This window comes from Neomoorella stamsii (assembly GCF_002995805.1).
Lineage (GTDB): Bacteria > Bacillota > DSM-521 > Neomoorellales > Neomoorellaceae > Neomoorella > Neomoorella stamsii.
The window spans coordinates 1-12,050 of sequence record NZ_PVXL01000082.1 but is presented as its reverse complement, the minus strand read 5'-3'; the positions used below and the strand labels follow the sequence as shown (position 1 = coordinate 12,050).

At 53.5% G+C, this 12,050-nt stretch carries 16 protein-coding genes; 5 read left to right on the top strand and 11 right to left on the bottom strand.

Features of this window, described 5'->3' with window-relative positions; genetic code table 11:
- Positions 1–357 precede the first annotated feature (357 nt).
- Positions 358–1,167, bottom strand: a complete 810-nt coding sequence (locus MOST_RS16890) for a GntR family transcriptional regulator (protein WP_054935790.1) — start codon at positions 1,165–1,167, stop codon at positions 358–360.
- A gap of 215 nt (positions 1,168–1,382) precedes the next feature.
- Between MOST_RS16890 and MOST_RS16885 the strand changes: the two genes are divergently transcribed.
- From MOST_RS16885 to MOST_RS16870, 4 genes are all read left to right on the top strand, one after another.
- Positions 1,383–2,750: an acyclic terpene utilization AtuA family protein gene (locus MOST_RS16885; protein ID WP_054935789.1), complete on the top strand. Its 1,368-nt coding sequence runs from the start codon at positions 1,383–1,385 to the stop codon at positions 2,748–2,750.
- 13 nt (positions 2,751–2,763) lie between these two features.
- Positions 2,764–3,087, top strand: a complete 324-nt coding sequence (locus tag MOST_RS16880; RefSeq protein ID WP_054935788.1) for a DUF4387 domain-containing protein — start codon at positions 2,764–2,766, stop codon at positions 3,085–3,087.
- 170 nt (positions 3,088–3,257) lie between these two features.
- Complete coding sequence (locus tag MOST_RS16875; RefSeq protein ID WP_054935787.1) at positions 3,258–4,697, top strand: sodium:solute symporter family protein; 1,440 nt, start codon at positions 3,258–3,260, stop codon at positions 4,695–4,697.
- Positions 4,698–4,810: 113 nt separating this feature from the next.
- On the top strand, positions 4,811–5,056 hold the full coding sequence (locus MOST_RS16870) for a hypothetical protein (protein WP_054935786.1): 246 nt from the start codon (positions 4,811–4,813) through the stop codon (positions 5,054–5,056).
- Positions 5,057–5,265: 209 nt separating this feature from the next.
- On the opposite strand, the gene MOST_RS17090 is transcribed toward MOST_RS16870, so the two are convergent.
- Positions 5,266–5,505: a hypothetical protein gene (locus tag MOST_RS17090; RefSeq protein ID WP_153060789.1), complete on the bottom strand. Its 240-nt coding sequence runs from the start codon at positions 5,503–5,505 to the stop codon at positions 5,266–5,268.
- A 937-nt stretch (positions 5,506–6,442) separates the two neighbouring features.
- The gene (locus MOST_RS16855) at positions 6,443–6,874 is read right to left on the bottom strand and encodes a DMT family transporter (RefSeq protein ID WP_054935784.1); all 432 of its coding nucleotides are present in this window, start codon (positions 6,872–6,874) and stop codon (positions 6,443–6,445) included.
- A 178-nt stretch (positions 6,875–7,052) separates the two neighbouring features.
- Between MOST_RS16855 and MOST_RS16850 the strand changes: the two genes are divergently transcribed.
- The gene (locus tag MOST_RS16850) at positions 7,053–8,048 is read left to right on the top strand and encodes a L,D-transpeptidase family protein (protein WP_083476473.1); all 996 of its coding nucleotides are present in this window, start codon (positions 7,053–7,055) and stop codon (positions 8,046–8,048) included.
- Here MOST_RS16850 and lpdD read toward each other — a convergent pair.
- The 8 genes from lpdD to yabP form a co-directional block, all read right to left on the bottom strand.
- Positions 8,029–8,403: a prenylated flavin chaperone LpdD gene (lpdD, locus tag MOST_RS16845; protein ID WP_106007237.1), complete on the bottom strand. Its 375-nt coding sequence runs from the start codon at positions 8,401–8,403 to the stop codon at positions 8,029–8,031. The two genes, MOST_RS16850 and lpdD, sit on opposite strands and share 20 nt — an antisense overlap.
- Positions 8,404–8,482: 79 nt before the next feature.
- The gene (locus MOST_RS16840) at positions 8,483–9,052 is read right to left on the bottom strand and encodes a UbiX family flavin prenyltransferase (RefSeq protein ID WP_054935782.1); all 570 of its coding nucleotides are present in this window, start codon (positions 9,050–9,052) and stop codon (positions 8,483–8,485) included.
- Positions 9,049–9,939 (bottom strand): Ppx/GppA phosphatase family protein, encoded by an 891-nt coding sequence (locus tag MOST_RS16835; RefSeq protein WP_054935781.1) that lies wholly within the window; start codon positions 9,937–9,939, stop codon positions 9,049–9,051. Before MOST_RS16835 ends, MOST_RS16840 begins: the two co-directional genes overlap by 4 nt.
- A 79-nt stretch (positions 9,940–10,018) precedes the next feature.
- The gene (locus MOST_RS16830) at positions 10,019–10,417 is read right to left on the bottom strand and encodes a S1 RNA-binding domain-containing protein (protein ID WP_054935780.1); all 399 of its coding nucleotides are present in this window, start codon (positions 10,415–10,417) and stop codon (positions 10,019–10,021) included.
- Between the two features lie 85 nt (positions 10,418–10,502).
- The gene (locus tag MOST_RS16825; protein ID WP_054935779.1) at positions 10,503–10,847 is read right to left on the bottom strand and encodes an FtsB family cell division protein; all 345 of its coding nucleotides are present in this window, start codon (positions 10,845–10,847) and stop codon (positions 10,503–10,505) included.
- Positions 10,840–11,064, bottom strand: coding sequence for an RNA polymerase sigma factor (locus MOST_RS16820; RefSeq protein ID WP_054935778.1), 225 nt, complete (start codon positions 11,062–11,064; stop codon positions 10,840–10,842). Before MOST_RS16820 ends, MOST_RS16825 begins: the two co-directional genes overlap by 8 nt.
- 111 nt (positions 11,065–11,175) lie before the next feature.
- Entirely contained in the window at positions 11,176–11,649 is a 474-nt protein-coding gene (gene yabQ / locus MOST_RS16815; protein WP_054935777.1) for a spore cortex biosynthesis protein YabQ, read from the bottom strand.
- Entirely contained in the window at positions 11,646–11,912 is a 267-nt protein-coding gene (gene yabP, locus MOST_RS16810) for a sporulation protein YabP (RefSeq protein ID WP_054935776.1), read from the bottom strand. The genes yabQ and yabP overlap by 4 nt, the downstream gene beginning before the upstream one ends.
- Positions 11,913–12,050 lie beyond the last annotated feature (138 nt).

Genomic DNA, 12,050 nt, shown 5'->3' with positions numbered 1-12,050 from the left:
AATTTCTTTTGCACCTCATTCATTCGGTTTCTCGCCTCCTGGTTGGTTTGTTTGTTTTGGTCTATTATTTTTTTACCAGGAGGCTTTTTTATTGGCAACACCTACCTTACATCATTACAGGAATGCTTTCATTTTTTGTCATAACTTGTTATAACTATTCGATGCACAACTCGGTTTTCCTGCTGGTTTTAAAACTTTTATTTAATTTTTTTATAATCCCGAAACAGAGAAATACATAATATACAACGAGAAAGCCTCCGGGGTGCTCGTAGCGCTCCGGAGGCTTCTTTACCAGAAACAGACTTCATTGCCTAGTCTTTTATTTACAATGATATTATACCATTATCGCCCCAATTGTCAATACTCGTTATAACCTTTTCCCTGGTTAACCGGCCTGGTTATATAAAAGCTATATTTGTCACCCCGGTAGGCTGCCTGCTTGTATTCTACCGGGCGGCCTGCGGCGGTATAAACCAGGGAAGTTACCAGGAGCAGGGGTTCCCCCTGTTTAACGCCCAATATTCTGGCCTGTTCCCTCCTGGCGGCAATGGCCTCAAAGGATTGGGTCAGCATGGCAGGCGCAGGTATCCCTGCTTTTTCATACAAATCAAAAGTAGAAAAAGCAACTCTTTGCTGGGAAAGTTCGAGGGCCAGATCGCATAATTTTTGCCCCAGCTCACCGGCGAAGTAGGAAAGGTAATATACCATGGGTTCATTGTTTCCCAGGCCCAGGAGTTCCATCCGCATCACATCGGTGGAAATGGGAATTGCCAACACAGTGGCCAGGTGGTAGTCGGCCGGTATAAAGCTGGCGCCTAAATATTTTGTGGAGGGTTCCAGTCCTTTGCTACGCAGGGTTTCCTCAAAAGGGGTCACCCTTACTAGTTCCTGCTGGATGCGGGGTCGGGCGACAAAGGTGCCTTTACCGTGACTGCGATAAATAAGCCCTTCCCTGGTGAGTTCCGCCAGGGCCTGGCGCACCGTAATCCGGCTGACATTATACATGGCACAGAGTTCCTTTTCCGAAGGCAGGCGATCATCCGCCTTGAGGATGCCGTTTTTAATTTGACCTGCCAGGACATCTTTTAATTGTTGATAAAGGGGTTTGGATTTTTCCGGTGATATTTCCCATTCCCTGGGTTCTAATGGCAAAATATTTTCAGGCATAGCTAAATCCTCCATAACTTGCAGCCTTGTTGTCATAACAAGACTAGCATAGTCCGGCGTTAAAATCAATATTAACGATGATTTATGACCGACCCTTTAAACCTGTCCCTCTAAAATCTTATATTTTTTATTTTAACCAGAAGGAAAAACGACACCCATGTAGAATAGAAAAATTACACGTTATAACACGTGATAACATCTTGGAGGGAAGAGTTATGGAAAGGAAATCGCTGCGCTTTCTCTGCCCCAACGGTCACCTGGGATTTGCCCCAATCAAGACGGGCAGTTTTTACCGGGGAGTTGCAACCAAGCCCGATTTCATCCTGGCTGACTCCGGTAGCGATGACATCGGCCCCGGGCCCCTGGGCGCTGATACATCCACCAGCCCGCTGGAATGGCAAAAACACGACCTGGAGCACATGTTGCTCGCCGCCCGCAAGCTGGGTGTGCCGATGATCATCGGCTCCGCCGGCGACACTGGTACCAACAGCCGCGTCGACCGTTACGTCAATATTATTAAAGAGCTTGCCGAGAAACACAACCTTCCCAAATTTAAAATCGGTTACTTCTACTCCGAAATAAGCAAGGACTACCTGGCCCGCAAAATGGAAAAGGGCGAAGCCATCAAGGGCCTGGACGGCCGCCCCGACCTGACCAGGGAAGAGCTGGAGAAGACTGATCGCATCGTCGCCGTGGCCGGCGTCCACCCCTACATTAAACTCCTGGATATGGGTGCCGACGTCATCATCGGCGGCCGCTCCAGTGACTGTGTTATTTTTGCCGCCCCGGCCATCCGCGCCGGTTTCCCGGAGGACCTGGCCTACTACCTGGGCAAGGTCCTGGAGTGTGCCTCCTTCTGTGCTGAACCCTACGGTGGTAAGGAGACAGTCATCGGCACCATTACCGAAACGGAAGTCCTGGTCACGGCCATGCACCCGGACCAGCGCTGCACCGTGGCCTCGGTGGCTGGTCACGCCATGTACGAAAGATCCAATCCCTACTACGAGTACGTCCTGGGTGGCATGCTGGATATGAGCAACTGCCGCTATGAGCAGTATGACGACAAGACCTGCCGCATTACCGGGCCTAAGTTTATTCCTTCAAAAGAATGGTGGGTGAAACTGGAGGGTTCCGGTAAGGTGGGCGAGCGCTATATCGGAATAGCCGGTATCCGCGACCCCTATACCATCCAGAACATCGACAAGGTCATTGAGTGGGCGAAGGCCCAGGCCCGGGAACGCTTCGGCGATACTGGTTATGAACTCCATTACCATGTTTTTGGCAGGAACGGAGTCATGGGTGACCTGGAACCGGTGAAAGAAATCCGCTCCCATGAACTCTGCGTCGTCGTCGAGGGTGTCGCCCCTACAAAGGCCATGGCTGAGGAAATCACCATGATCGGCACCCGGCAGATGTTTTATGCCCGCCTGCCAGAGGTTAAAGGCACTGCCGGCGGCGTCGCCTTTGTCGTCGACGAAGTACTGCCGGCGTCACCCGCCTATATGTGGACCATAAACCACACCGTCGCCCTGGATGACCCGTTAGAATTGTTCCCCACCTACCTGACGGAAGCAGGGAAGTAAGGAGGTAATATCAATGGCTACCGTAAAACTGATCAACCTAGCCAAAACCATCCGCAGCAAAAATGCCGGTACCGATAAAATTACCTTTGATATCATTTTCCGGGAAAAGGAAAACTACGAGCTGGTCAAAAAAAGCGGGGTCCTGACCCCGGAAACCATCTGCAAACTTTATGCTATCAGCCCGGAAAGAATCGCTGATTTCGTTGAATTTGACCCGGCTTATGCCATCAAGTTCACCATCTACCGGCGGCGGCCCAGCGGCAGCCCGGGAGATTCCGATGTATTTGGCTGCCAGCAATATGCACCCCTTCTTGATATCGAAGTGCCGGTGGACTAAACTCATAGCTATTCTTGACCCGGGAGGCATATATATGCCTCCCAGCACTCATAAATCTGGGGAACGGCCTGTTAATTAGAGGAACGGAAGCAGAGTAATTTCGTAATTGTCATAATTGAGTCCCTATCTCAGGCCTTGTTTATACACTATTACAGGAGGGCAACAATTCTATGTCCTTGCAATTACTGATTATCCTAGCCTATTTTGCCCTGACCATCGCCATCGGCCTTTATGCCCGGAAAAAGACCAGCAGCGCCAGATCCTTCCACGGGGCCGGCCTGGGTGTCCTGATGGTGGTCGTCGTCGGGGTTGGCGAGTGGCTTGGCGGCACTTCGACTACCGGTATCTCGGAATACGGTTTTATTGCCGGCCTTTCCGGGGCCTGGTATACCATAGCCAACGGTATCGGCGTCATTGTCCTGGCTTTATTCTTTGCTAAATTATACCGTAGCCTGGATACTGTAACCGTACCGGGGATTGTGGAAAAATTTCTCGGTGTCAATGCCCGCGTCGTTACCAGCGTTTTACTTATCTTCGTCATGATCGCCGTCGGTACCGCCCAGGTCATCGCCGCCGGCACCCTGGGCGTCTCGGTCCTGGGTCTCAGTTACGAGACAGCTGTTGTCATCCTGGGAATCGGGTTTATCGCCTACACCCTGGCTGGGGGGATGACGGCCATCGGTTATACCAATCTAGTACACCTGATCGCCATGTACGGTGGCGCCGTCCTGGCCGTGGTCTTTGTCCTGGCCGACATCGGTGGGTTGGCCTCCCTCAAAAGTCACCTGCCCGCCCAGCCTTACTTTAGCTGGACCGGCATCGGCTGGTCTCATATCTCTTCCTGGATTATCGCATCCGTCCTCGGTGCCTGCACCGCCCAGGCCGGCATCCAGCCCATCCTGGCGGCAAAGGACGTCCGGGTAGCGCAAAAAGGGGCCTTTATTACTGCTTTTGTCGTCGCCCCCTTCGGCATTCTCACCGCCCTGCTGGGCATGGCCGCTAAAGTACGTTTCCCGGAGCTTGCCAATGCCAAGCTGGCCTTACCCACCCTAATGATGCACTTGAACCCGGCAGTCGGCGGCATTGTTCTGGCCTCTATAATGGCGGCTATCCTCTCGACTGTAGCGCCGATTATCCTGGCTGCCGGGACGATGTTTGCGAAAGACCTCTACCAGCGACTCTGGTACCCGGAGGCCGGTGAAAAGCAGTTGTTGCTGGTTTCCCGGATAAGCACCGGTGTTGCCGGGATCGCCTGCCTGCTTCTAGCCCTCTTAATGTACGGCAGTACTCGCATCCTGGATATGGTTTATTTCGCCTATACCATCCGGGGTTCCCTCTTTGTCATCCTCCTGTTTGCCATCTACTGGCGCAAAACCTCGCCCCAAGGAGCCGTCTATGCGATGGTTATCACCGCCATTGCAGGATTCTTCTGGGTCTTTTATAAGGCCAAATATGGCCATTTCCCCGTACATCCCGCCTTTACGGAAACCTATGCCGCCGTGGTAATGGCCGTGATCAGCACCGTCGTTTTGAGCTTTATCACCAGGAAACCAGAGGGACAATTTAACCCCGATGCCCCGACCTTTACCAGCGCTCCTGGGGAAAACTAATAAAGCCGGTATTTATACTTGCTAAGCCCCGGTATTACCGGGGCTTTTTATTGTATGCCTGGCATAGACGCTGACTTGGTGCTGAAAGTCCACTGTACAGGCAGGTAGCACCAGTGCAGCCTGCCAGCCAAAGGGATCTGGGCCTTATTCCTGACCCTCTGGCTTTAATGGTCGCCGGGGATGGTTCTCCTTTGCGCACAGGCACCAGCCCGGCCTGCGTGAAGGTATGCCATTGCCGCGAGCAGGGAATCTTCCGCTGTTCCTGCCCCCACAGTTACCCGGACCCCGACGCTATCATCCTTTCGGTTGGGACAGCTACCGGAATACCTATTTCTACGGTTATACTCTTTATGAGTTAACCGCTGCCAGTAGCCGCTATAAGTTGCCTCTTTTTGTTTCCTGGCTCAGGCCCGTCGCCATGACTCGGTCCTGTTGGGGGTGGCCCTGGCCCAATTCAGGGAGCTTTTCCCTTACCTTAAGGTGGCTAAGGCTTTGTGGGATGCCGCTCATGATGTTTATCACTTCTATCGCCTGCATCAGGCCTGGGAGATGGAACCTATTATTGATCTTAATCCGCATAACCGTGGTCATTTTCAGCATACACCGCCGTTTGAGGGTTAATGAGTATGGCATCCCGCGCTGCCCGGCTGGCCACCTTATGGTTTAAAACGTCTTTGATAAAAAGCGTTCGCGTATTAAGTGGCGTCACCCTCTGGCTGCCGGCAGCAAGCGGGTTAAACCGGTGATTAATTGTCCCGGCCCTTGCTCGCCTTCGCCTTATAGCCGTACCGTTTATACTAAGCCCCATGATGACCGGCCTCTCTTTACGCCAACGCCTCGCAACTCTTTGACCTGGAAGAAAGTTTACGCCAACCGTTCCGCCTGCGAGCGTTCTTTTAAGCGCGCCAAAGGTTAATTATGAGCTGGAACGCTGCCGTGTTAGGAGCAAGGAGGCCTGGTTCTGGCGCAACCACCTGGTGGCTATAAACCTGCACCTGGATGCTTGGATTGCCGAAGCTTCATCTCATGGCTGGGACATCTGGGCCGAAGTGCTGGGTCATCCCCTGGTGGCTTAAGATTTCGCGCGCTTGAGCAACGCCTTTTCCAGTAAATCCCTGAAATACGCTTACTTTGGGGGTTAGCTTTGCTTTTCTTTTTTTGTTTCCCCTTTTTCCTCTATCATCCAATTATGGCTTATATTTGTTGGTGATGCGACCTCGTTAATTCGCTCATCTAATATGTCTTGTATTTTTGCCATCACTTCCCTATCTCAATAATTTGCTTCTAGCTCGTTAAATCGCCTGCTCTCTTAGATTTTCATTTTTTATGATGAAGTCCAAGAGGGCAGACTAAACCTCCATCATCGTCCACAACAACAAGACGATGACTTAATATTTAAGTCTTGGGTAGTAACCTCACCACTTCCTGGCCCTCGGCTTCAATCGGTTTATTACCTGGTTTTCTCTGGTTTTTTCTGGGAGTTTACGAGAGCCTACAATATAAGAATGGATATTCATCCCATACACAGCCTCGGCTACTTCCATCAGGGCTTCTGAAAGGGTCGGATGGGCATGGATTGGTGGCTGGCAATTCTTTAGCAGTAAGCCCATGGCTTATTGCAAGTGTGCCTTCGGCAATTAATTCAGTGCATGGGGTCCCGTGATATAAACTCTCAGCACCCCGTCACTATCTGCCTCGGCAATTATCTTGACCATGCCTTTTGCTTCCCCACTACAGGGTAGGCCTCAATTCAGCATTAACCGGGCGCCGGCAGCCAGGAGTACCAAGCCGGCAGCCTTCCACCAGGTAAAGGGCATTTTATCCAGGCCAAATAAGCCAAAGTGATCAATTAGCAGGGCGGTAGATACCTGGCCGACAATAATAACCGTAGTGGCCAGGGCTACACCTACCCTGGGGATACTAGCCACTACCCCGTAAGTAATGAGGACGCCGATTAGGCCCCCCAGCCAGAGGTACCAGGGGCAGTGGATCAGCTTACTCAAACTGCCGTCGCTTAAAGGGGTAAAAAGAAGGATAATCACTACCAGGGTGGCCGTGAGGTGGACAACCAGGGTGGCCTGGAGGAGGCCAATAATTTTACCCAGGGCTGAATTGAGGGAGCCCTGAAAGGCCATGGCTATACCTGAAACAAGGGCCATTAAAAGCGCTAACCACATAAAATGACTTCCCCTGCCCTTTAGTTTGTTTCCCGGATTAATGTACCCTTAACCCCGGCCGGCTAAACCCATGGTGTAACTTACCAGAGGGAGGGTCTGTAAAGGATAACGGTTCTGGGAAATACTATACGGAGCGCTAATTTCCATATGGGTCTTTGCTGATGGGGGTGATGCCTCAATGAACGACTCCTCTACAATCTACTACTGTGAGGAAGAGACATTGCAGTGCAGGCTCTCCTGGCTCCTGTTTTTCCTGGCCTTCTTTTTCTCTATAATGTTAACGGGGGCGCCGGTAGCGGCCGGAGCCCCCGGACCCTGCCCCTGCTCCGGCGAAGAGCGGTTGTTGAAGTTGACAGATCCCCCCCTGCGAGGGCTGGACGTCAGCGACCTCCAGCTGCGCCTGGCGCAGCTTGGTTATTATATCGGCCCCCTCAATGGCGTTTATGACGGTGCCACCAACCGGGCTGTCGTTAACTTCCAGAAAGACCGGGGGTTAACCCCCCGGGGCCAGGTGGGCCCGGCAACCTGGCTGGCCCTGGCCCAGGGTGCCTCAAACTCCAGCAACGCTTCCGGGACGGCCCCGCCGGAGGGTAAAAACCTTAAAGTTATCGTCGATACCGGCCGCCTGGTCCTTACCATCCTGGTAGAGGGCCAGGTCTTCCGCCAGTACCCCGTAGCCATCGGCAAATATACCAGCCCTTCGCCCGTTGGGGAGTGGAAGATAATTGACAAAGCCTATGAAGCCGGCGGCGTCTTTGGTACCCGTTGGATGGGCCTCAATGTCCCCTGGGGCAACTACGGCATCCACGGCACCAACCGCCCCTGGTCCATTGGCTGGGCGGCGTCGGCAGGTTGCTTTCGCATGTACAACGAAGATATTGAAGAAATCTACCCCTGGCTGGCTGTAGGAACCCCGGTGGTCGTTAAAGGACCCTATACCCAGCCCACCGGTCCCCTGAAACCCGGGTATGGTTCACCGGAAGTAGTAACTCTGCAAGCCAGGCTCCGGGAAAAGGGGTTTTACCTTTTTGGTCCTACCGACGGCGACTACGGCTTGATGACGGAGCTGGCCGTCAGGGAATTTCAACTCCACCAGGGCTTAAAGGCCACCGGGGTGGCTGATATAACTACTTTGAGGAGCCTGGGTTTTGAGGTTACCGGTGCAAGACCTTGATGATACCCACCACCGCCCGGCGGGTATTTGCCTTAAGGCTGGCCAGCTCTTCAGGAGAAGCTCCATCTATGTGCACCCCGGCAACTACCACCACCGGTGAGTTCAAACCGGCCGCCAGGGTGGCTGCCGCTGGCCGGGCCAGTTCATCATCCTTATGGCCCAGGAGAGTTAATACCGAAGTGGTGGCACTCAAGTAGTTACCTTTTAAGCTTGGCCGCGGTATACCCAGGGCCACGGCACCTACATGGGGCCTGGTACCGCCCATGAGGTGGGCAATATAGCCCTCCCTGGTGGCGAAAACCCGGCAAAAAATACGATAGCGGCCCCTGCCGGCCATATAAGTTAACGGCCGCAATTCCCTCTACCTCCAAAATTTACTGGTTTTGGCCATGCTCCCCGGTCCTCGCGTAACTGCCGCAGGCTTAAGCCAGTAACTATTCCTCATTAGTGGCTCCTCCCCAGCGCGGTACCAGGTCGTGAGGCAGTCCCAGTTGATCGAGGATTCTACCTACCAGGTGGTTGACCACTTCGTCAACGGTCCTGGGGCGGTAGTAAAAGGCGGGCATGGGTGGCATTATGACTACCCCCAGGCGGGCCAGGGACAACATATTTTCCAGGTGAATGACGTTTAACGGGGTCTCCCGGGGGACCAGGATGAGCCGGCGCCCTTCCTTCAGGGTGACATCAGCCGCCCGCATAATGAGGTTGGCTGCGTAGCCATGGGCAATACCGGCCAGGGTTTTCATACTGCAGGGGATGATCACCATCCCCTGGTGCTGGAATGAACCGCTGGCCACAGCGGCCGCCAGGTCGTTTTCCTGGTAACAACAGGCGGCGAGGGACTGGACAGCTTCAACTCCCATCCCCGTCTCCAGGCGCAGGGTTTCCCCGGCCCAGTGGCTTAAAATTAAATGTACCTCAACCCCTGCCTCCTTTAAGGCCTCCAGGAGCCTGACGGCATATACTGCCCCCGTTGCTCCCGTAACTGCTACTACCAGTCTCATGCCAGTTTCTCCCCTCTAGCCCGGGCCAGCAGTAACCCCCAGAGGAGGTCAGTCTCGCTAACCACCAGCTTGCCTGCGGCCAGTCCGGCGAGGATTATTTCCAGGATGGTGACGCCGGCGACAATTATATCTGCCCGCTCCGGCTGGAGGCCGGGAAGCTGCCGCCTCTCAACCAGGGTCATGGCCGTTAGAACCCGGCGCCAGCTTTTAACTTGCTCAGCAGTTAAGATCATACCATGAACCAGTTCCGGTTGGTAGCGCTCCAGGCCCAGTTCCAGGGCTGCAACGGTGGTTATGGTCCCGCCGGTACCAATAATTTGTCCCGGCCGTGCTTTTCGCGCCCGGGCGAGAACGGGAGCAAGCACCGTCTCCATAGCCACCCTTGGCATGGCCGTTTCAGTAGCCCGCACGGCACCAACCTTAACGCTCACCAGTTGCAGTCCGGCTTCCTCCTGCCAGCTGAGTTCCGTACTGCCGCCACCGATATCGATTACCAGGGGATTGAAAGCCGGTTCCTTAAGGCCTGCCAGGGCGCCCTGGTAGGCCAGGCGGGCTTCCGTATGCCCATCGATAATAATTAAGTCCAACCCGGCCTCCCCTGCCACCCCGGCCTGCAAAAGTTCCGGATTACGGGCCTCCCGGGCAGCACTGGTAGCAACGCAAACCAGGTCCCGGGGCTGGTAGTCCCGGGCCAGGGCGGCCAGCTCGGCGACGGCGGCCACTGTCCGCTCTACGGCTGCCCTTTGTAACCACCCATCCGTTGCCCCGGCCAGCAGCCTGGTGCTGCGGAGTGCGGCCCGGAGGGGCTGCACGGAGGCACCTTGCACCTCGCCAACCAGGAGGCGGACGGAGTTAGAACCAATATCCAGGGCTGCATAGCATGTCATTCCGGCTCACCTGCACAATAAAGGGCACCTGTAGGGTGCCCGGATGAATTGACTTATATAATTTTAAAAAAATAAAGTCCTAAAAACCGCGTGCCCCCCGGCCGCCACGCTTGGCCTCTGTGTGCCGTTTGAGATCCTGTAAACGCTCGTCGCTTTCCTTCAGGAAACGGGCCAATTTGTCCTCAAAGGAAGATGCCGCAGCAGCCCGGTTGTGGCGGTGGCTGCGCCGGTTTTCGTCATAATTGGGATCAGCCCGCTTTATGGAAAGGCCAATTTTGCCCTTTTCGTCAATATTGATGACCTTAACCTTTACCCGGTCCTTTTCCTTAATAAAATCCTTGACATCTTTTACGTAGGTGTCGGCTACCTCGGAAATATGGACTAGCCCCGTCAGGCCGCCGGGCAATTCTACAAAGGCACCGAACTTGGTGATCCCGCTGACCACTCCTTCCACTACGGTGCCTACGGCAATGGACATACGAATGCTATTCCTCCTGTTTTCGTTTAAAGCTACTCCCATTATATGCAAGAGTTAAGAAATTTGTCAATAACCTGGAGGAATTTTAATCACGAAATTCATGGCCCGGCTGAGGAGGAATATAGGGCCTTACCTGGCCCGGTACCGCCGGTATAATTACTGTTTCCCCAGGTTTTACCAGGCCCAGTTCTTCCCGGGCCATCCGCTCAATGTAACTATCGTTATTGAGCTCTTTAATCTGCTCCCGCAGGCGGTTGCCTTCGGCCAGCAAAGCCGCCTTCTGCTCCTGGCAAGCCTTAATCTGGAGGTTGGTCTGGTACAGGGCCAGGCCTACATGGGCAAAGGAGTATAAAAGGTAGATTGCCAGGACACTAACTACTATACCCGGCCAGTTCCAGCGTCTTTTGGGAAATGGCACTACCTTACCCATCTTCTTCACCTGCAAATATGCTTAAGGAGTCGCCGGGCAGGACAATTACCACCTGGTAACCCTTGGTCCGGGCCCGGTGGTAAAGGGTAGCCACGCTGCTGGCACTCAAGTTCAGGCGGCGTGCTACTTCTTCATTGCTGAGGCCCATCTCTTTCAGGGCCACCACCTGGCGTTCCCGGAAGCTCAGCTTTTCTGCGCCGCGAATTTCAATCTGCACGCCATCTTCCCCATGTTTGTCCACAATTTATGCACATATTGTGGACAACTATTGGACAAAATTTATAATTCGCCCTTCCTGAAAAAAATCCTCCTGGTGGGAGAAAAATAATTAACCTTTCACCCCGCCGGGAGGACCGCCGGGGTGGTGGCGCCGCAGGAAAAGTCTTAAAGCTGCAAAAGGGAACGTTAAACAACTAAAAACCATGCTCCCTGGAATAATGACAACCAGAACTGTCTGCCTTAAAAAGCGGCGGCCAACGGCCATCATCCTGGCCAGCAAACGCCCGCCGGTGTATAACCGGCGGCGCATGCCCCGGCTTAAGAAACCGGCATACAGGATGGTCCCCAGACCCAGGGCCAGGAAAACATAGGCCCGTACCTCACCCCAGTTAATGAACATCAGCAAAGTAAAGGTTAAAGCAGTAAAGATTAACCAGAACAGGGCATCACCCATATGGGTGCGCAACCGTTTCGGCCGCCAAAAATAGCGGCCGACGCGGTAGCAATCAAAGCCGAAGGCCAGCAAAAGCCCTGCCCCGCACAGGGCCAGAAATATCTGCCACTGTTCCAGTACAGGGATCATTTAAGCAGGCGCTGGAGCAAGCCCTTACCCCTGGCGCCCTTTCCCTCGCTGTAGCTAAGATTATTTACCGTACCACTGGCCTCGAGATTACCTGTCTCTAAGCTCAAATTGCTGATATTAAAATCTTTTCCCCTTAGAGCCAGTAGCCCCATGGTTGTTTCCAGCAGTATTTCTTCTTCATCGTAATTAAGGACCTGGAGGACACCGCTGATAACGAGTTTTTCCCGGTTGATAATGGTGAGCTGGTGCTGCCCGTCAGCCATTACGCCATCCCCCCTATCTCAATAATTTGCTTCTAGCTCGTTAAATCTCTTGCTCTCTTAGATTTTCATTTTTATGATGAAGTCCAAGAAGGCAGACTAAGCCTTCATCTTCATCATCAGTAGACGTAGTTGTTGTGG

What these genes read in the sequence shown, in the direction of transcription:
- MOST_RS16825 (WP_054935779.1), bottom strand. Translation starts at nt 10,847, where the DNA reads ATGGGTAAGGTAGTGCCATTTCCCAAAAGACGCTGGAACTGGCCGGGT.
- MOST_RS16830 (WP_054935780.1), bottom strand. Translation starts at nt 10,417, where the DNA reads ATGTCCATTGCCGTAGGCACCGTAGTGGAAGGAGTGGTCAGCGGGATC.
- MOST_RS17090 (WP_153060789.1), bottom strand. Translation starts at nt 5,505, where the DNA reads ATGGGGCTTAGTATAAACGGTACGGCTATAAGGCGAAGGCGAGCAAGG.
- MOST_RS16885 (WP_054935789.1), top strand. Translation starts at nt 1,383, where the DNA reads ATGGAAAGGAAATCGCTGCGCTTTCTCTGCCCCAACGGTCACCTGGGA.
- MOST_RS16875 (WP_054935787.1), top strand. Translation starts at nt 3,258, where the DNA reads ATGTCCTTGCAATTACTGATTATCCTAGCCTATTTTGCCCTGACCATC.
- yabP (WP_054935776.1), bottom strand. Translation starts at nt 11,912, where the DNA reads ATGGCTGACGGGCAGCACCAGCTCACCATTATCAACCGGGAAAAACTC.
- yabQ (WP_054935777.1), bottom strand. Translation starts at nt 11,649, where the DNA reads ATGATCCCTGTACTGGAACAGTGGCAGATATTTCTGGCCCTGTGCGGG.
- MOST_RS16840 (WP_054935782.1), bottom strand. Translation starts at nt 9,052, where the DNA reads ATGAGACTGGTAGTAGCAGTTACGGGAGCAACGGGGGCAGTATATGCC.
- MOST_RS16880 (WP_054935788.1), top strand. Translation starts at nt 2,764, where the DNA reads ATGGCTACCGTAAAACTGATCAACCTAGCCAAAACCATCCGCAGCAAA.
- MOST_RS16835 (WP_054935781.1), bottom strand. Translation starts at nt 9,939, where the DNA reads ATGACATGCTATGCAGCCCTGGATATTGGTTCTAACTCCGTCCGCCTC.
- MOST_RS16890 (WP_054935790.1), bottom strand. Translation starts at nt 1,167, where the DNA reads ATGCCTGAAAATATTTTGCCATTAGAACCCAGGGAATGGGAAATATCA.
- MOST_RS16850 (WP_083476473.1), top strand. Translation starts at nt 7,053, where the DNA reads ATGAACGACTCCTCTACAATCTACTACTGTGAGGAAGAGACATTGCAG.
- MOST_RS16855 (WP_054935784.1), bottom strand. Translation starts at nt 6,874, where the DNA reads ATGTGGTTAGCGCTTTTAATGGCCCTTGTTTCAGGTATAGCCATGGCC.